This window comes from Peribacillus sp. RS7 (genome assembly GCF_041956845.1).
Classification (GTDB): Bacteria; Bacillota; Bacilli; order Bacillales; family DSM-1321; genus Peribacillus.
Window position 1 is genome coordinate 3,812,939 of the sequence record NZ_CP168135.1, and the last position, 19,123, is coordinate 3,832,061.

The following is a 19,123-nucleotide window of genomic DNA, read 5'->3' on the forward strand; positions in this document are numbered from 1 at the left end:
GCAAGCAGTAAAAGGAGGCCGACTCAATAAGTGCTTTGCACTTCTTGAAGTCGGTCTCTTTTTTTGAAAACGAAATATGTAATAAAGCCAAAAACACCTTTCGGAATGGAATCCATTTTGCTACATGATAACGTTTAGGGTGTTTTATAAATGATGAGGTGAAAGCGTGAACGGTATTCTTCCATTATGGAAACCCAAGGGATTGACATCCCATGATTGTGTTTTTAAATTAAGAAAAATTTTAAAGACAAAAAAGGTTGGGCATACAGGCACTTTAGATCCTGATGTAACAGGGGTTTTACCTATTTGTATTGGCAGGGCAACTAAAATCGCTGAATATTTGACAGAAGCCGGTAAAGCGTATGAAGGGGAAGTGACCCTTGGTTTTTCAACGACAACTGAAGACGCAAGCGGTGAAAAAGTGGAAGAGAAAAAGATTGATCAAGTGATTCAGCGTGAGCGGATCCTAGAAGTGTTAGAATCATTGACTGGGAAAATTAAACAGACGCCACCGATGTTTTCAGCCGTAAAGGTAAACGGGAAGAAGTTATATGAATATGCTCGTGCAGGGGTGGAAGTGGAAAGGCCGACAAGGGAGGTATCCATCTACGATATTACCCTACTCGATGATCGGTCTGAATTCAAAGGGGAAACCATTTCTTTTCGTTTTCGCGTCAAGTGCAGCAAAGGAACGTACATTCGGACGCTAGCAGTCATGATGGGTGAAGCACTTGGGTTTCCTGCACATATGTCAGATTTGACCCGTATTGAATCAGCAGGTTTTAAGCAAGAGGACTGTTTTACTTTTGCTGAGGTGGAAGCATTCATGGAAACCGGAAGAACGGATGATTTTCTATTGCCTTTGGAGCGGGGATTATTTCATTTGCCCAAATTTCAGATTAGTGATAAAGTAGCAAAGAAAGTACTTAACGGTGCGGTATTGGAACAAACAGAGGATGTCGTTGTTGAAAAAGGGAAGCCTTTTGTGATGGTTGACACATCCGGTAAGGCCATTGCCATTTATCAAATACATCCGACAAAAGTGGGATTAATTAAACCTGTAAAAGTATTGGCACAAGAATTATAGACCGTTTTACCGTCGGAAAGAGGAGATTGAAAGGTGAAAGTGATCGCAATAGAGCATCCTCATCAATATAAATCGGATGATTTTCCTGAGCTTGTAATGGCGCTTGGATTTTTTGATGGTATACATAAAGGACATCAGATCGTTATTCAAACCGCCAAGCAAAAAGCCGATGAAATGAATCTTAAGTCAGCAGTCATGACATTTGACCCCCATCCTTCTGCAGTACTGGGGAGGAAAACGGAAAATATCCGCTATATCACTCCACTTGAAGATAAGGTGGATATCATAGAGTCGATGGAGATAGATTATTTATTCATTGTCCATTTCAGCAAGGAATTTGCTTCGGTACTGCCGGAACGGTTCGTTGACGAATACATTGCCGGTCTGAATGTCCGTCACGTAGTAGCCGGGTTTGATTATTCATACGGCCGCTATGGTCAAGGGTCGATGGAAGATTTGCCTGTTTACGCACAAGGAAGGTTTTCGCAGACGGTCGTTGCAAAACAGACACTTGAAGATGAGAAGGTTAGCTCGACAAGAATCAGGGAAACTCTCGGTAATGGCAACTTTTCCGACTTTTATCATTTGGCTGGCCGACGCTATTTGACGAAAGGTCATGTCATTCACGGTGAAAAGCGGGGCAGGAAGTTGGGATTCCCCACAGCTAATATTGAAGTAAGCGACGATTATATCTTCCCTGCTGCTGGCGTTTATGCTGTAAGGATCAAAATAAGCGGTAAATGGTATGATGGAGTTTGCAATGTCGGTTACAAACCGACGTTCCACGAAGAAAAACCTAAATATCCAACTGTAGAGGTACATGCCTTGGAGTTCTCGGGAGATATTTATGGCAGCCAGGTTACGGTTGAATGGCATACAAGACTTCGGAGTGAGCAGAAATTTTCCGGACTTGAAGCATTAGTCGCTCAGATAGAAACGGATAAGCAAAATGCAATATCCTATTTTTCAAAGCTGGAAGCATAAAAGGGCACTAGATAGACAGGACTTGCAATTTTAATGAAAAACGTGTATTCTATTGTATGTATGAAAATAACCATTGCTTGGCTAGTCGAGACTCCGACGCTGGCTCGGTAATAGGTGATTTTACAGAATTTTAGGAGGAATAATAACATGGCAATTACACAAGTACGCAAAAACGAACTTATCGTTGAGTTCAGAACTCACGATACTGACACTGGGTCTCCAGAAGTTCAAATCGCAGTATTAACAGAAGAAATCAACAACTTGAACGGTCACTTACGCACACATAAAAAAGACCACCATTCACGTCGCGGTCTTCTTAAAATGGTAGGTAAACGTCGTAATCTTTTAACTTACCTACGTAACAAAGACGTTACTCGTTACCGTACACTAATTAACAAATTAGGTCTACGTAGATAATTTTTTCAGGAAGGCGGGAAATTTCCCGCTTTTTTGATGTTAATCAAATGATTTGGACGTGTTCTACTTAAAGGCTGAGCCTTCGTCCTTGGGACTCGGCAGGTGCCGGGTCCTTTTCCATTTATAGATGATTAGGATATACATAATCAAATGAATGAAATTTTTATTCATTTTACTGTTAATGCTTGTTTTTTTCGTGCATAATAGGAATAGTTTGGTTTTAACTCGAGTTCAGTTACTTTCACATATAAATGATTTAATCCAATACAGGTTTAGGTAAACTAAGCCTCTAAGTGAAGATTCAGAGAGGGGTTTAATAAATGGGACAGGAAAAACATACGTATTCATTTGACTGGGCCGGCCGTAATGTAACGGTAGAGATAGGGCAATTGGCCAAACAAGCGAACGGGGCAGTTTTAGTCCGTTATGGAGAAACTGCTGTATTAAGTACAGCAACAGCTTCGAAGGAACCGAGAAATGTCGACTTTTTCCCTTTGACGGTTAACTACGAAGAAAGACTTTATGCAGTCGGTAAAATTCCAGGGGGCTTCATCAAACGTGAAGGCCGACCGAGTGAAAGGGCAATTCTTGCAAGCCGTTTAATTGATCGTCCAATACGCCCGTTATTCGCTGATGGCTTCAGGAACGATGTTCAGATCATCAGCATGGTCATGAGTGTCGATCAAGATTGCTCTACGGAAATGGCAGCGATGCTTGGTTCATCCCTTGCACTTTCAGTTTCCGACATTCCGTTCGAGGGTCCAATTGCCGGAGTTGTAGTAGGAAGAATCAATAATGAATTCATGATTAACCCTACAGTTGACCAACTTGCAAAAAGTGACATCAATTTGACGGTTGCAGGTACTAAAGATGCTATCAACATGGTTGAAGCAGGCGCAAATGAAGTACCAGAGGAAACCATGCTTGAAGCAATCATGTTTGGACATGATGAAATCAAGAAGATCATTGCATTCCAAGAGAAAATCGTTGCTGAAATCGGCAAGGAAAAAATGCAAATCGCTTTATATCAAGTGGATGCAGAACTGGAAGCAGAAGTGAAGGGTCTATGTGAAGCAGACTTGAACAAAGCTGTACAAGTTCAGGAAAAACATGCTCGTGAAGACGCGATTAAAGAAGTGAAAGATCGTGTGTTGGCTCATTATGAAGAAGAAACTGATGAAGCTAAATTAAAACAAATCAAAGAAATCCTTAATAAATTGGTGAAATCCGAAGTCCGTCGTTTAATTACGGAAGAAAAAGTGCGTCCGGATGGCCGTAATCCTGACGAAATCAGACCATTATCATCGGAAGTTACAATTCTGCCTCGTACACATGGTTCTGGATTGTTCACACGCGGACAAACCCAAGCGCTATCGATCTGTACATTAGGTGCACTTGGTGATGTGCAGATTCTGGACGGGCTTGGAACCGAAGAGTCGAAACGTTTTATGCACCACTATAACTTCCCACATTTCAGTGTTGGTGAAACTGGTCCTATCCGTGGGGCAGGGCGCCGCGAAATTGGTCATGGTGCACTTGGTGAAAGAGCATTGGAGCCGGTCATTCCAAACGATAAGGATTTCCCTTATACAATCAGACTAGTGTCGGAAGTACTTGAATCGAACGGTTCAACATCACAAGCAAGTATCTGTGCAAGCACTTTGGCAATGATGGATGCTGGTGTTCCTTTGAAAGCTCCAGTTGCCGGTATTGCAATGGGACTTGTCAAAACAGGTGAGCACTATACAATCTTAACGGATATTCAAGGTATGGAAGATCATCTAGGAGACATGGACTTTAAAGTCGCAGGGACTTCAAAAGGTGTAACTGCCCTACAAATGGATATTAAGATTGAGGGACTTTCAAGAGAAATCCTTGAAGAAGCTTTACTTCAAGCCAAACATGGCCGGATGCATATTTTGGAATCAATGATGTCAACGATCAATCAACCGCGTGAGCAGTTATCCAAATATGCCCCAAAAATCGTTACAATGTCTATAAATCCGGATAAGATCCGTGATGTCATTGGACCGAGCGGAAAACATATCAATAAAATCATTGAAGAAACTGGCGTGAAAATCGACATCGAACAAGATGGAACGGTATTCATATCTTCTACAGATGAACCAATGATTCAAAAAGCGAAGAAAATCATCGAGGATATCGTACGTGAAGTCGTTGTGGGCGAACTATACTTAGGTAAAGTTAAACGTATCGAAAAGTTCGGTGCATTCGTTGAAATCTTCAATGGTAAAGACGGTTTGGTACATATTTCTGAACTGGCTGAAGAAAGAGTCGGAAAAGTGGAAGATGTCGTTTCACTTGGCGATGAATTATTGGTTAAAGTAACTGAGATTGATAAGCAAGGAAGGGTAAACCTTTCCCGTAAAGCGGTCCTGAAAGAGCAAAAAGAGGCAGCTAACCCTTCTCAATCGTAATAGAAATGAAAATCCGGCATGCGATTCCTTGTGAATCTGCATGCTTTTTTTGTTTAAAAGTATTGGGATAAGCATAGTTGTAATGGCATTAAAAGTATGTCATGTTCTACCTTGTCCGTTTTCTTCATACATTTTGGTATGAAGGGGGCGTAAAAAATGAATAATAAATGGAAGCAGATAGTTGCGATAAGTGCCATTGCAGGTATATCATGGTTATTAGTGCAAAATCCATATACACAAATTTATTTGACCCAATTAACAGATCATTCAGTTGCTTCAATGAAGCAAGAAGATGAGCTTCTTTTACAAATAAAAGAATCAACAAAAAAATATGAGATTGCACCACAGGATGCACGAATAGATTCGGTTTGGAAAACCGTTCCTGCATATAATGGACTTAAGGTAAATATTGATGATTCGTATAAAGCTATGAAGAAGGTAGGTGTGTTCGATAAGGATAAGCTGGTATTTCAGCAGGTCCCTGCAAAGATACATATAGAGGATTTGGACCCTGCTCCGATTTACCGGGCCCATCCCGAAAAGCCAGTGGTTTCATTTTTAATCAATGTGGCCTGGGGGAATGAATACTTACAAGATATGTTGGCTGTGTTAAAAAAGAATAATGTCAAAGCCACTTTTTTCCTTGAAGGTAATTGGACCAAGAAAAATCCAGATTTGGCCAAGATGATCGTGGGTGGTGGGCATGAAGTTGGCAATCATTCTTATTCGCATCCCGATATGAAAAACATATCCGCCCAAGCTACACGTGAGGAAATTCGAAAAACGAACGAAGTCATTGAAGCGGTGACAGGTTTGAAAATGAAATGGTTCGCACCACCAAGTGGAAGCTATCGGGATGAAACGGTGAAAATCGCGGATTCTTTCGGTATGGAGACTGTCATGTGGAGTGTGGATACGATCGACTGGCAAAAACCAAGCCCTGAAGTCCTTCAACAACGAGTGCTTTCTAAGGTACACCCAGGAGCATTTATTTTAATGCATCCGACGGAATCTACTGCAAAATCATTGGAAACGTTAATAATTGAAATAAAAAAGAAAGACTTAGATGTTGTTACCGTTTCGGAAGCAGTAGATGAAGAGCGATCGAATCCATGATGTATTGGTTAACGATAGCAGCATAGAATGATTGGGAGGAATGTTAGTTGATTAAGAAATACACGTGTCAAAATGGAGTTAGAATTGTATTGGAAAATATTCCAACTGTACGCTCAGCAGCAATTGGAGTATGGATCAAAACCGGTTCACGAAATGAAACACCTGAATTGAATGGGGTTTCACATTTCCTGGAGCATATGTTCTTCAAAGGGACAACTACAAGAAATGCGCGTGAAATTGCCGAGTCGTTCGATAGTATTGGCGGACAGGTGAATGCATTCACATCAAAAGAATATACCTGCTATTATGCTAAAGTAATGGATAACCATGCAAGCTATGCGCTTGAAATCCTTGCTGATATGTTCTTCAATTCAACTTTTGACGGGGAAGAATTGAAAAAAGAAAAAAATGTGGTCTACGAAGAAATCAAAATGTACGAAGACACACCGGATGACATTGTTCATGATCTCTTAAGCAAGGCAGTATATGAAAATCATCCTCTTGGCTATCCTATACTAGGAACGGAAAATACGCTTGAAACATTCAATAGTGATACATTAAAAAAATACGTCCATGACATGTATACACCTGATAAAGTGGTGGTATCCATTGCCGGGAATGTGGATGAAAAATTGATTCAAGAAGTCGAAAGCTACTTTGGTTCGTATCAAGGAGGAGAAGACCGACTTGAATTGGTCAAACCTTCCTTCCATGAAAATAGGATCACCCGTAAAAAAGATACGGAACAAGCCCACTTATGCCTTGGTTACAAAGGGTTGGAAATCGGTAATGATAAAACATACAGCTTAATCACCTTGAATAATATTCTTGGAGGAAGCATGAGTAGCCGCCTATTCCAGGACGTGAGGGAACAACGCGGCCTTGCCTATTCCGTTTACTCCTATCATTCCAGCTATCAAGATAGCGGTATGGTGACAGTATATGGGGGGACAGGCACAAATCAACTTGACAGCTTGTATGAAACCATTCAGGAAACACTGGATACATTAAAAAGAGATGGTATTACGGAAAAGGAATTACGAAATAGTAAAGAGCAACTTAAAGGAAGCTTGATGCTCAGCCTTGAGAGCACGAATAGCCGCATGAGCCGAAACGGAAAAAATGAGCTTATGTTGGGTGAGCACCGTTCCCTTGATGATATCATCATCAAAATTGACGAGGTTACAGAGGATACCGTCAATGAACTGGCAAACCAGATCTTTACGGAACATTCCTTGTCATTAGTGAGCCCGCTGGAAAACTGGGACAAATAAAAACAAACAAGTCTGCACCTTCCTTATATGGGGGGGCAGGCTTTTTTTTATTAAATGCCTTTGAAAATGGAGGGATCCAGTGTAATGGACAAATATTTCGATAAATGCATTCTAAGTTTACCTTTTTCGGATATAGATTGAATAGAAGGTGAAAAAGGGGGAACCACAATTGAGATTGAGTGAACTTAGCGGTAAAGAAATAGTCGATGTGAATAGAGCGCAACGATTAGGAATCCTTGGTCAGACGGATTTGGAAATAGATGAAACTGGACAAATTACCACGTTGATCATCCCTTCTGTCAAATGGTTCGGCCTCTTAAGGAATGGCAGTGAAATAAGAGTGCCATGGGAACATATAAAAAAAGTCGGTACGGATATGGTCATCATTGATTTTCAGGAAGGCCTACTTAAAGATGGAGAGCATATGGACGGGTAAAAACGCTCGTACCATACTCCTAGGGTTATCTGGAAATGGTCTTTCGAAACGCCTCAGCTGTCAATAGCTAAGGCGTTTTTTCTTTTCTTATCACCGTTTTTTAAGTGAAAACATAAGATGGCAAGGTAACTAGAGAATGTAGCAAAAACAGAATTGCTTCTTGAGGAAATTTATCATGAAGCGAGGAATGTTTAGGATCTTTTATATAAAGAAGGTGACAGTTTTAATGCTCACAGGCATGCAAATCGCTGTAATTGGTGGAGATGCGCGTCAGCTTGAAGTTGTCCGTAAATTGACGGAGCTTGATGCGAAGCTATTATTGGTAGGTTTTGAACAGCTCGACCATGCTTTTACCGGAGCGGTTAAGGAAAAAATGGAAGATATAAATTTCAAGGAAATTGATTCAGTTATTTTACCTGTCCGGGGCACGGATTCAGATGGGAAAGTGGAGACGATCTTTTCCAGTGAAGAGGTTGTTTTGACTGAAGAAATGATAAAAAATACCCCGGCACATTGCACTTTTTATGCAGGAATCAGTAACGATTACCTCAATGGGATATTTAAGAAAGCGGATCGCAAACTCGTTCTATTGTTCGAACGTGATGATGTGGCTATTTATAATTCGATTCCCACTGTAGAGGGTGCGATCATGATGGCCATTCAACATACGGATTTTACTATTCATGGTTCGAATGTAGCCGTTCTCGGACTGGGAAGGGTCGGTATGAGTGTAGCCCGGTCATTCCAGGCCCTTGGAGCAAAAGTAAAGGTGGGGGCAAGAAAAAGCGAGGATATTGCAAGGATCAGTGAAATGGCATTAACCCCTTTTCATTTAAATGATCTTGCTTCAGAAATGAAAAATGTTGATATATGCATCAATACGATTCCTTTTCCGATAATTACCGCAAAAGTCATAGCTAATATGCCAGTTCATACATTAATCATCGACCTTGCTTCAAAACCGGGGGGGACGGATTTTCGTTACGCTGAAAAAAGGGGAATTAAAGCGCTGTTGGCACCGAGCCTACCGGGTATAGTTGCCCCGAAAACAGCTGGTCAGATATTAGCGAATGCACTGGGGTTATTGATTCAAGACGAGTGCTTGATAAGGAAGGGGAAAAAACTATGAGTCTCCAAGGGAAAAGGATTGGTTTCGGATTAACAGGATCACATTGCACTTATGATGAAGTGTTTCCGGAAATAGAAAAACTTGTAAATGAAGGGGCGGAAGTCATTCCAATCGTAACATCGACTGTACAGAACACGGAAACCCGTTTTGGAAAGGGCGAGGACTGGGTCGAAAGAATTGAAAAATTGACGGGGAATCATGTCGTTGATACAATCGTCAAAGCGGAGCCATTAGGACCTAAATTGCCACTGGATTGTATGGTGATCGCTCCTTTAACGGGTAACTCAATGAGTAAAATGGCAAATGCACTTACCGATTCGCCTGTACTTATGGCTGCAAAAGCGACGATGAGAAATCACCGTCCAGTCGTGGTCGCGATATCAACAAATGATGCACTTGGGTTAAATGGTGTCAATCTAATGAGGCTGATGGCAGCAAAAGATATTTATTTTGTTCCATATGGCCAGGATAATCCAACAGGCAAGCCAAGTTCCATGGTTGCCAGGATGAGCATGATTAGGGATACGATCATTTCAGCACTGGAAAGGGAACAGATTCAACCGGTCATCGTCGAAAGGTTCAAGGATGATTTAGACTGAACGAGTTTTCTGGCACGCTCCCGCTTTCTAATGACTGGCATATATGCATAAATTTGTGGCTTGAAGTTATAAAAAACCACTCCGCTACCAGAATATTTTGTTAAAGTGCGACCCTTTGGAATGTTAATGTGATAAAATAAATGATATTCTAAACAAGAAGTAGTAAATCCAAAAAAACAACTAATTTTAAGAGATAGAAAAGGAGTATGTATAAATGACTGAGACACAGGGATTGCGTATTGCAGTTGTGGGAGCAACTGGAGCAGTAGGACAACAAATGATTTCAACACTCGAACAAAGGGACTTACCGATTAAACAAATCATCTTTTTATCATCGGCTCGTTCCGCAGGAATCAAACTTACGTTTAAGGGCGAAGAAATCGAAGTGCAGGAAGCAAAACCTGAAAGCTTTGAAGGCATCGATATCGCTTTATTCAGTGCTGGAGGAAGCGTGTCTAAGGAATTGGCTCCAGAAGCAGTGAAACGCGGAGCGATAGTGGTGGATAATACGAGCGCATTCCGCATGGATGAAAATGTGCCGCTAGTCGTTCCTGAAGTAAATGAAGAAGACTTGAAACTTCATAATGGGATCATTGCAAACCCGAATTGTTCAACTATCCAAATGGTTGTGGCATTAGAACCTATCCGCCAGACATATGGCTTATCAAAAGTTGTTGTTTCTACCTATCAAGCTGTTTCGGGTGCAGGGGCTGCAGCGATAAATGAATTAAAGGAACAAGCTCGCGACTTGCTTGATGAAAAAGAAATAGATCCGAAAATTTTACCGGTAAAAGGGGACGAAAAGCATTATCAAATCGCATTTAACGTCATTCCCCAAATCGATAAATTCCAAGATAATGGGTTCACATTCGAAGAGATGAAAATGATTAATGAAACAAAGAAAATCATGCATATGCATGACCTTTCAGTAGCTGCAACATGCGTAAGGCTTCCTGTTGTAACGGGTCATTCCGAATCTGTTTACATTGAAGTCGAAAAGGATGGCATAGCGGCTTCTCAAATCAAAGATTTAATGAGAACGGCACCTGGAATAGTGTTAGAAGATGAACCGGAACAACAAGTATACCCAACGCCTGCTTCATCCGTCGGCAAGAATGATGTATTCGTCGGTCGGATTCGCAAAGATTTGGATGAAGATAAAGGCTTCCATTTATGGGTGGTTTCCGATAATCTATTAAAAGGAGCAGCTTGGAATTCTGTTCAAATTGCTGAAAGCCTTTTGAAATTAGGTTTGGTTACCGTTAAGTAATAATTTATTCTTAATTAATTACCAATAGGATAGAGAGTTTTTGTCAGCTTCCCGAATCGGGAAGCTGGCTTATATTTGGGGTGCATATAATGAAAATCATCGTCCAGAAATACGGTGGGACATCCGTTCGAGATGAGGAAAGCCGTTCGTTTGCCAAAGGGCATATTGAAAATGCGATTAAAGAAGGCTATAAAGTGGTGGTTGTGGTTTCAGCAATGGGAAGAAAAGGCGATCCTTATGCAACGGATACCTTACTTTCACTAGTAAATGGAGCAAAAGCCAGCCTTTCAAAACGAGAACAGGATTTACTTATGTCAGTAGGAGAAACGATATCTTCTGTTGTATTTACGAACATGCTGTTAGAACACGGTATTGATGCCGTCGCTTATACTGGGGCTCAAGCTGGATTCATGACGAATACCGACTATTCAAGTGCGAAAATAATCGAAATGAAGTGTGACCGTCTCATGAAAGAACTGGAAGTGAAGGATGTTGTCGTTGTAGCAGGATTCCAGGGAGCGGCTAAAAATGGGGACATCACGACCATCGGCCGTGGTGGAAGTGATACTTCAGCTGCTGCATTAGGTGCAGCATTGCAAGCTGAACGGGTCGATATTTTTACGGATGTTGAAGGAATCATGACGGCAGATCCACGTATTGCCGATAAAGCCCGTCCATTATCAATTGTTTCATATACGGAAGTTTGCAACATGGCCTATCAAGGCGCGAAAGTCATTCACCCAAGAGCTGTTGAAATTGCCATGCAGGCCAAAGTGCCAATTCGGATAAGATCAACATACAGCGAAGGTTTGGGAACACTTGTTACTAGTGTGAACAAGGGAAGCCAGGGTAGTGACATACGTGAAAGGCTCGTAACCGGGATTGCCCATGTGCCAAAAATCACTCAAATCAAGGTGCGTGCGAAAAAAGATCAATATAATCTACAGGCAGAAGTTTTCAAAGCAATGGCCAATGCCTCCATTTCAGTGGACTTTATAAATATTTATCCAAGTGGCGTAGTTTATACAGTTTCGGAAGAGATGACAGAGCTTGCCCTCTCGATTTTGGCCGAGCTTGGTCATGAACCGGTCATTGAACGAAATTGTGCCAAGGTGTCCGTAGTCGGTGCAGGCATCAACGGTGTGCCGGGCGTTGCGGCTAAGATTGTTACAGCGCTTTCCGAGAAGGAAATTGCCATTCTCCAGTCAGCGGACAGCCATACGACTATTTGGGTGCTCGTTAAAGAAGAAGATTTAATAGAAGCTGTTAATTCCCTGCACTATGCATTTCAACTGCATGAAAGTGAAGTCCTATAATCATAGGGTTTTCAATAAATAAAGGTTTTAAAAATTAAAGAGGTGTTAGATGATGATATTTGGTAGAGTATCAACCGCAATGGTCACCCCTTTCGATAGCAAGGGAAATGTTGATTTTCAAAAAACGACTTCATTGGTTAATTACTTATTAACGAATGGAACGGATTCGCTTGTGCTTTCGGGAACGACAGGGGAATCTCCAACTTTATCTTCGGAGGAGAAGATTGCGCTATTGCGTCATGTTTCCAAGGTTGTTGAAAAACGGGTGCCCATCATCATGGGTACAGGAAGCAACAATACGTATGCATCCATCGAGTTGACAAAAAAAGCAGAACAAAATGGCGCCGATGCAATCATGCTGGTGGCCCCGTATTATAGTAAAACGAATCAGGAAGGTCTGTACCAGCATTTTAAAGCTATTGCAGCTAGTACGACTCTCCCTGTAATGATATATAATATCCCTGGGCGTGCTTCGGTTAACATTGAACCGGAAACGATCATCCGACTTTCAAAAATTCCCAATATCGTAGCCGTGAAGGAAGCGAGCGGGGATTTAAACGCCATGACCCAAATCATAGCCGGAACGGATGATGATTTTTCATTATACAGTGGGGACGACGCTTTAACACTGCCTGTACTAGCGATTGGTGGTGTGGGTGTAGTTTCGGTTGCTTCACATATTGCTGGTAATGAGTTACAGAAAATAGTGGAGGCTTTTATCAGCGGGAACTTGAAAGAGGCGGCTCGGCTGCATCAGGAACTGTTACCGCTTATTAAAGGTTTGTTTGCAGCGCCAAGCCCGGCACCTGTCAAAACAGCGCTTCAGTTATATGGAATTGACGTTGGATCGGTCAGACTTCCAATCGTGCCATTGACGGAGCAGGAACGCTTGGCTTTAACTAAGGTATTAAAAAAATAAAAAGACAAGGAACAAGCTGATCGTTGAAGATTGGCTTGTTTTTACATAATGATGTATATGAAAGGGATATACTATCCAATTTCTTAAATGATCGATCGAAACTGCATAGGGTAATATACAGGGATGATTGTCTTATACATACACATGGAAAAGCTTTTTTAGGGATGAAATGAAAAAGTCCCTTTGAAAATGGTAAGTGTTGTCATGTTTTTTGAACATCGGTTATAATGAAATCATTGGGAAATTATGAACGGGATTTTTTAAGGAGGATATTCGATTGGGTAAAGATAAAAGTAGTGGGATAAAAGTCATTTCTCTTGGAGGACAAGGGGAACTTGGTAAAAATATGTACGTCGTTGAGGTGAACGAGGACATCTATCTTCTTGATGCAGGGTTAATGCTGCCAGAAGAAGAAATGCTGGGAATCGATGCAGTTATTCCTGATATTTCTTATTTGATGGATAATAAGGAACGGGTGCAGGGGATATTCATTACCCATGGTCATGAAGACCATATGGGAGCGCTTGCTTATGTTTTGAAATATTTACCTGTTCCAGTTTATGGAACAAAGCTTACACTTGCTTTAATCAAAACGAAATTAAAGGAAGATGGCTTTAACGGCAGGGCAATATTTACTGAGATCGATTCAGATTCCCTTTTAAGTTTTCCTCAAGCGGCCGTGTCTTTTTTCCGGACTAACCATAGTATCCCCGATTCTGTCGGAGTCGTGATCCATACGCGTGAAGGTGCAATCGTATATACAGGGGATTTCAAATTCGATCAAGCGGCAACCGATCTGTATAAACCGGAAATCGGTAAAATGGCTAGTATCGGTGAAGAAGGTGTCCTATGCTTGCTTTCGGATAGTACGGGTGCCGAGAGGCCAGGTTATACCCCATCAGAAGCAGTTGTGGCCAGAGATATTACAGAGGTTTTCCATGCTGCCTCCGGAAGGATTATCGTTGCGTGCTTCGCTTCGAACATCAACCGGATTCAACATGTCTTCAATGCAGCGGCAGCTAGTCGCAGGAAAGTGGCAGTTGTAGGAAAAAGCCTGCAACGCGTATATGAAACAGCCTTGAATTTAGGCTATTTAAAGGTCGAAGAAGAGCTGATTATCCCAATAAACGAAATTAGCCAGTATAACGACCGAGAAATCGTCGTGTTATCGACAGGTCATCAAGGGGAGCCCATTGCGGCACTTCAAAAAATGGCAAAACAGACTCATAAGCAGGTAACGATCAAAAAGGGAGACACAGTTTTGATCAGTGCATCACCCCTTCAGGGCGGCGAACTTATCTTATCCAAAACCGTCGATTTGCTATACAGGGTAGGCGCTGAGGTGGTATCTGCGAATAAATATAAAGTGCACGTAACAGGTCATGGTAGCCAGGAAGAACTGAAAATGATGATCAATTTGATGAATCCTAAATTTTTCATTCCTGTGCATGGGGAATACCGCCATTTATATGCCCATCAAAAAGTTGGGATTGCAGCGGGGATTAAACGTGAGAACATCATAATTGCCGAAAAAGGCGATGTCATTGAATTAAAGGGCGATAAAATGGGTCTATCCGGCAAAGTTTCAGCAGGAAATATCTTGATTGATGGCAGCGGTGTTGGAGATGTGGGTAATATCGTCCTTCGTGATCGGCGCTTGTTATCCCAGGATGGCATTTTGATTGTAGTCGTCACGTTGAATCGTCAGGATAAAAGTATTGCAGCAGGTCCTGAAATCATTTCAAGGGGATTCGTTTATGTTCGTGAATCAGAAAAAATGATTGGGGAAGCAACCGAAATAGTAAGTGAAATCGTGAAGAAAAATGGATCGCGCCAACCTTTCGATTGGTCTACGTTGAAGCAGGAAATGCGTGATGCATTAAACCAATTCTTCTATGAAAAAACGAAACGCCGGCCAATGATTTTACCGATCATCATGGAATATTAAGTCAAAAACCCCTGATCTGAAAAGTCAGGGGTTTTTTTTCTGTGCCAAACCTCTTATATCTTGAAGAATGAAGTCCGAGACTCGAGACATAATAAAGCTATAGGCTTAAGAGAAAGGGGTTGGCATAGTGGATAATGCACCATTACCAAATGAAAATGAAGGCCGGCAGGAAGGTAAAAGTTCAACATTAATCGAAAAGATCCAGCAGCTGGGGGCTACTAATGTCCCGCAACTATCTCAGGACTCAAAAATCCATTGTTTGACGATCATTGGACAAATTGAAGGACATATGCAGCTGCCTCCTCAAAATAAAACGACCAAGTATGAACATGTTATCCCACAAATTGTGGCAATTGAACAAAATCCCAATATTGAGGGGCTGCTTGTCATTTTAAATACAGTAGGAGGAGATGTCGAAGCGGGACTAGCCATCGCAGAGATGCTGGCTTCCCTGTCCAAGCCGTCCGTCTCGATTGTACTTGGGGGAGGCCATTCGATCGGTGTGCCGATTGCGGTTTCGTGTGACCATTCCTTTATAGCGGAAACGGCAACGATGACGATTCATCCCATTCGTTTGACAGGTCTAGTCATTGGAGTGCCTCAAACCTTTGAATACTTGGATAAAATGCAGGAAAGGGTCATTAAATTTGTTACACGGCACTCCAATGTTACGGAAGAAAGTTTTAAGGATTTAATGTTTGCTAAAGGAAATTTAACCCGTGATATAGGCACGAATGTAATCGGGGCCGAGGCAGTTGAAATCGGTATGATCGATGATGTAGGAGGAGTAGGCCAAGCCATGAGAAAACTAAATACCTTCATGGAAGAAAGAAGGCCCAAAATTGCCGGGACAGAAGAGGGGCTTCTGCAATGACACTTTATACGATCGTTCCTGAAGAAATCATTTTCCCCCATCACCATGAGAAAACGGCGAATTTAATAGAAATGATCTATAATGGTGTACATGTAATGGTTGAACATGACGGTGGACGCACGTTTCGCATTGATCGAATTGTGAGCACGAATCCTGAAGATTATATGAATGTACACATTCAGCCGGGGGCAGTCATCAATGTGTTCGGACAAATGAATACCTAGTAAAAACGACTAACTAAGGTAAATTATGATATACTGGAATGATAATCAGCAGCCTCTTGGCTGCTTTATTCATTATCTGGACATATTGTCCGACTTAAGAAGAAATGGGATATATATCAAGGACAGGGTCATATTTTTTTGGTATAATCAGCAAGCGAACATTTGTTTCGTGAAGGGAAATCAGGTTGTGATGTTGAATAGGAAAGTTAGAATAGTTTCATGAAGAATCAGGTGATATTATGGCAAAGAAGAAACGCAGAAATAAGAAAAGTACAGAGAAGTTAAAACTAACGCTTAAATATGAATTGATTGGCCTTACTTTAATAGGGTTGGCCATCATAGCCATTGCCAAGCTTGGAGCAGTGGGAAATGGGACGGTCTTTTTAATCCGCTTCTTCATGGGGGAATGGTATATCCTCTTTTTGTTGGGAGCGATTGCTACTGGATTCTATTTGATGATAAAGAGGGAGGTTCCTTACCTGTTAAAACGGCAATTCATCGGGATGTACTTCCTTGTCGCGAGCATGCTCTTGCTAAGTCATGTGACGCTGTTTAACATGCTTGCAGATGGAGGCCCGTTTACGAAGCCCAGCGTGATCTCGAATACATGGGAACTATTCTGGATGGAAGTGACCGGCAAGGCAAGCACAAAGGACCTTGGAGGAGGTATGATTGGAGCGATATTATTTGCAGCCTCATACTTTTTATTCGACGAAGCTGGATCGAAAATCGTTTCATTCCTTTTTATCATTGTAGGTGCCGTGCTATTGACCGGGAAAACTTTAGGTGAAACCCTCGGGAAGTTTTTCATGGGTCTTGGCGGCTTTTTCAAAAAGCAATGGGCTGCATTCAGAGATGATATGAAAACGTGGAATGAAGAAAAAAAAGAAAAGAAAAAAAATCCCGTGAAAAAGAAGAAGCGAGAAAAAGATTTGGTGGAAGAAACGGATCAGCCCCTTCATCAAGAAGAGGAAACACAGCAAATGGCGACGGAACGTATCATTTCCAGCTTTGCTGATAAAGCATATAGTGACGAAACTGAAATAATTCCCGTTGCAATGGAACCTGCAGCTGAAAGTACAGAGGAACAGGATGATGCCGTTCTGCCAATGAATTTCACAGAAGTGGAAAATAAAGAATATCTTTTACCGCCCCTTTCACTATTATTGCAGCCCAAGAAAACGGACCAAAGCGGAGAGTACCAATTGATCCATGAAAATGCGGCAAAGCTTGAACGCACTTTTCATAGCTTTGGAGTGAAAGCGAGGGTCACTCAAGTTCATTTAGGGCCAGCCGTAACCAAATATGAAGTGCATCCGGATGTAGGGGTGAAGGTAAGTAAGATTGTCAGCCTATCCGATGACTTGGCCCTTGCACTGGCCGCAAAGGATATTAGGATCGAAGCTCCGATTCCCGGAAAATCGGCTATTGGAATAGAAGTGCCTAACTCCGAAGTGGCGATGGTGTCTTTAAGGGAAGTTTTGGAAGCCAAAGAAGTTGACAAGCCTGACGCAAAACTGCAAATAGGCTTAGGGCGGAATATTTCTGGTGAAGCTGTTAAGGCTGAGCTCAATAAAATGCCGCATTTACTAGTGGCTGGAGCTACTGGCAGCGGGAAATCCGTTTGTATCAACGGGATTATCACGAGTATCTTGATGAGGGCAAAACCGCATGAAGTGAAAATGATGATGATCGATCCAAAAATGGTGGAGCTCAATGTCTATAATGGAATTCCCCATTTACTCGCACCCGTAGTGACAAATCCAAAGAAAGCTGCACAGGCTTTGCAAAAAGTGGTCAGTGAAATGGAAAGGCGCTACGAGCTATTTTCTCATTCTGGTACGCGTAATATTGAAGGCTACAACGATTATATTAACCGGCATAACATTGAAGAAGATGCCAAGCAACCGCTCCTGCCTTATATCGTAGTCATTGTCGATGAGCTGGCAGATCTCATGATGGTCGCCTCAAATGATGTAGAGGATGCCATCACACGACTTGCACAAATGGCACGGGCAGCTGGCATCCATTTGATAATTGCCACTCAGCGGCCCTCCGTCGATGTTATTACAGGGGTCATTAAAGCGAACATCCCATCTCGGATTGCTTTTAGTGTTTCATCAATGACCGATTCGAGAACGATTCTGGACATGGGCGGGGCCGAAAAACTGTTGGGACGGGGTGACATGCTCTTCCTGCCTGCAGGAGCTTCAAAACCGGTTCGGGTCCAAGGGGCATTTTTATCCGACAATGAAGTCGAGGAAGTTGTCACATATGTCATTTCACAACAAAAAGCCCAATATAACGAAGAGATGATACCGGATGAAATTGCGGACACTTCAAATGGTGAAGTCGAAGATAGTTTATACGGGGATGCCGTCTCCTTGATCATAGAAATGCAAACCGCATCGGTTTCCATGCTGCAGCGCCGTTTCCGGATTGGCTACACGCGGGCAGCCAGGTTGATTGATGAAATGGAAGCGAGGGGAATTGTCGGTCCGTATGAAGGCAGTAAACCACGAAATGTATTGGTTACTAAAGATGAACAGGATGAAGCGCATTTATCATAGGTAATAAAAAAAACCGGGCTGCAGCCCGGTTTTTTAATTATTCATCGCCTCGTCTAAATGTTTAAGGCAGAAGTCGGCAATCATCGCTTCTTCATCTTCCTCTAAATCGAATTCGAGTGCGCCTTCGTTCCCTTTTTCAAAAATATCATATTTAATCAGTTTGCCTATTTGTTCTTCCACTACAAAAAGCACCCGGATATATAAACCATTTTCTGAAAAGAGCTCATCCTCTTCAGGCACTTCAATATCCAAGAACAACTCGTAACGTTCCCCGGTTAAAATTCCGAATGGATCATTCAATTTTTCGATCGTGTATTCTGTAATCTTTAACATCATGTGTACATCCCTTCAAAGAAGATAAATCTTATTATACAGGAAAACAGTATCTTGAAAAGAAAGCTGGCTATTTTCAGTTTACATTTTCAAAATTTTTTTTAGTCTGATTTAGGAGAATAATCGTGCAAATTCCGTGGCCGTTCCTAGATTGAAAGACACAGATGAGGGTAATTTCTCCTAAATTCT

Annotated in this window: 17 protein-coding genes; 16 read left to right on the top strand and 1 reads right to left on the bottom strand. The window is 41.8% G+C overall.

The window, feature by feature from the left end:
* Positions 1-166: 166 nt before the first annotated feature.
* The 16 genes from truB to ACDZ29_RS19245 all read left to right on the top strand — a co-directional run bounded on the left by truB (position 167) and on the right by ACDZ29_RS19245 (position 18,601).
* Positions 167-1,087: a tRNA pseudouridine(55) synthase TruB gene (gene truB, locus ACDZ29_RS19170; RefSeq protein ID WP_289324417.1), complete on the top strand. Its 921-nt coding sequence runs from the start codon at positions 167-169 to the stop codon at positions 1,085-1,087.
* Between the two features lie 33 nt (positions 1,088-1,120).
* Complete coding sequence (ribF, locus tag ACDZ29_RS19175; RefSeq protein ID WP_289324418.1) at positions 1,121-2,071, top strand: bifunctional riboflavin kinase/FAD synthetase; 951 nt, start codon at positions 1,121-1,123, stop codon at positions 2,069-2,071.
* A 147-nt stretch (positions 2,072-2,218) separates the two neighbouring features.
* Entirely contained in the window at positions 2,219-2,488 is a 270-nt protein-coding gene (gene rpsO, locus ACDZ29_RS19180) for a 30S ribosomal protein S15 (protein ID WP_289324419.1), read from the top strand.
* A 320-nt stretch (positions 2,489-2,808) separates the two neighbouring features.
* A complete protein-coding gene (gene pnp / locus ACDZ29_RS19185) occupies positions 2,809-4,926 on the top strand; it encodes a polyribonucleotide nucleotidyltransferase (protein ID WP_289324420.1) in 2,118 nt (705 codons plus the stop codon).
* Between the two features lie 156 nt (positions 4,927-5,082).
* Positions 5,083-6,042, top strand: coding sequence for a polysaccharide deacetylase family protein (locus tag ACDZ29_RS19190; RefSeq protein WP_375088362.1), 960 nt, complete (start codon positions 5,083-5,085; stop codon positions 6,040-6,042).
* A 47-nt stretch (positions 6,043-6,089) separates the two neighbouring features.
* Complete coding sequence (locus ACDZ29_RS19195) at positions 6,090-7,316, top strand: pitrilysin family protein (protein WP_289324421.1); 1,227 nt, start codon at positions 6,090-6,092, stop codon at positions 7,314-7,316.
* Between the two features lie 169 nt (positions 7,317-7,485).
* A complete protein-coding gene (locus ACDZ29_RS19200) occupies positions 7,486-7,752 on the top strand; it encodes a YlmC/YmxH family sporulation protein (RefSeq protein ID WP_289324422.1) in 267 nt (88 codons plus the stop codon).
* 226 nt (positions 7,753-7,978) lie between these two features.
* Positions 7,979-8,881 carry a dipicolinic acid synthetase subunit A gene (gene dpaA / locus ACDZ29_RS19205; RefSeq protein WP_370017003.1) on the top strand — a complete coding sequence of 301 codons (903 nt, stop codon included), beginning with the start codon at positions 7,979-7,981 and terminating at the stop codon, positions 8,879-8,881.
* The gene (locus ACDZ29_RS19210; protein WP_289317118.1) at positions 8,878-9,480 is read left to right on the top strand and encodes a dipicolinate synthase subunit B; all 603 of its coding nucleotides are present in this window, start codon (positions 8,878-8,880) and stop codon (positions 9,478-9,480) included. Before dpaA ends, ACDZ29_RS19210 begins: the two co-directional genes overlap by 4 nt.
* Positions 9,481-9,694: 214 nt before the next feature.
* Complete coding sequence (asd, locus tag ACDZ29_RS19215; RefSeq protein ID WP_289324423.1) at positions 9,695-10,750, top strand: aspartate-semialdehyde dehydrogenase; 1,056 nt, start codon at positions 9,695-9,697, stop codon at positions 10,748-10,750.
* Positions 10,751-10,839: 89 nt separating this feature from the next.
* Positions 10,840-12,066, top strand: coding sequence for an aspartate kinase (gene dapG / locus ACDZ29_RS19220; RefSeq protein WP_289324424.1), 1,227 nt, complete (start codon positions 10,840-10,842; stop codon positions 12,064-12,066).
* 49 nt (positions 12,067-12,115) lie between these two features.
* Positions 12,116-12,985 (top strand): 4-hydroxy-tetrahydrodipicolinate synthase, encoded by an 870-nt coding sequence (gene dapA / locus ACDZ29_RS19225; protein ID WP_375088363.1) that lies wholly within the window; start codon positions 12,116-12,118, stop codon positions 12,983-12,985.
* 277 nt (positions 12,986-13,262) lie between these two features.
* Positions 13,263-14,933, top strand: coding sequence for a ribonuclease J (locus ACDZ29_RS19230; protein ID WP_289317114.1), 1,671 nt, complete (start codon positions 13,263-13,265; stop codon positions 14,931-14,933).
* 124 nt (positions 14,934-15,057) lie between these two features.
* The gene (locus ACDZ29_RS19235; RefSeq protein WP_370017004.1) at positions 15,058-15,807 is read left to right on the top strand and encodes a ClpP family protease; all 750 of its coding nucleotides are present in this window, start codon (positions 15,058-15,060) and stop codon (positions 15,805-15,807) included.
* Complete coding sequence (locus tag ACDZ29_RS19240) at positions 15,804-16,031, top strand: YlzJ-like family protein (protein WP_375088364.1); 228 nt, start codon at positions 15,804-15,806, stop codon at positions 16,029-16,031. Before ACDZ29_RS19235 ends, ACDZ29_RS19240 begins: the two co-directional genes overlap by 4 nt.
* Positions 16,032-16,270: 239 nt before the next feature.
* A complete protein-coding gene (locus ACDZ29_RS19245) occupies positions 16,271-18,601 on the top strand; it encodes a DNA translocase FtsK (RefSeq protein WP_375088365.1) in 2,331 nt (776 codons plus the stop codon).
* 33 nt (positions 18,602-18,634) lie between these two features.
* Here ACDZ29_RS19245 and ACDZ29_RS19250 read toward each other — a convergent pair whose 3' ends face one another.
* The gene (locus ACDZ29_RS19250; RefSeq protein ID WP_289324428.1) at positions 18,635-18,934 is read right to left on the bottom strand and encodes a DUF6509 family protein; all 300 of its coding nucleotides are present in this window, start codon (positions 18,932-18,934) and stop codon (positions 18,635-18,637) included.
* Positions 18,935-19,123: the final 189 nt, after the last annotated feature.

Coding starts and splice junctions, on each gene's coding strand:
- rpsO (WP_289324419.1), top strand. CDS start 2,219: ATGGCAATTACACAAGTACGCAAAAACGAACTTATCGTTGAGTTCAGA.
- pnp (WP_289324420.1), top strand. CDS start 2,809: ATGGGACAGGAAAAACATACGTATTCATTTGACTGGGCCGGCCGTAAT.
- ACDZ29_RS19190 (WP_375088362.1), top strand. CDS start 5,083: ATGAATAATAAATGGAAGCAGATAGTTGCGATAAGTGCCATTGCAGGT.
- dpaA (WP_370017003.1), top strand. CDS start 7,979: ATGCTCACAGGCATGCAAATCGCTGTAATTGGTGGAGATGCGCGTCAG.
- ACDZ29_RS19210 (WP_289317118.1), top strand. CDS start 8,878: ATGAGTCTCCAAGGGAAAAGGATTGGTTTCGGATTAACAGGATCACAT.
- asd (WP_289324423.1), top strand. CDS start 9,695: ATGACTGAGACACAGGGATTGCGTATTGCAGTTGTGGGAGCAACTGGA.
- dapG (WP_289324424.1), top strand. CDS start 10,840: ATGAAAATCATCGTCCAGAAATACGGTGGGACATCCGTTCGAGATGAG.
- dapA (WP_375088363.1), top strand. CDS start 12,116: ATGATGATATTTGGTAGAGTATCAACCGCAATGGTCACCCCTTTCGAT.
- ACDZ29_RS19240 (WP_375088364.1), top strand. CDS start 15,804: ATGACACTTTATACGATCGTTCCTGAAGAAATCATTTTCCCCCATCAC.
- ACDZ29_RS19245 (WP_375088365.1), top strand. CDS start 16,271: ATGGCAAAGAAGAAACGCAGAAATAAGAAAAGTACAGAGAAGTTAAAA.
- ACDZ29_RS19250 (WP_289324428.1), bottom strand. CDS start 18,934: ATGTTAAAGATTACAGAATACACGATCGAAAAATTGAATGATCCATTC.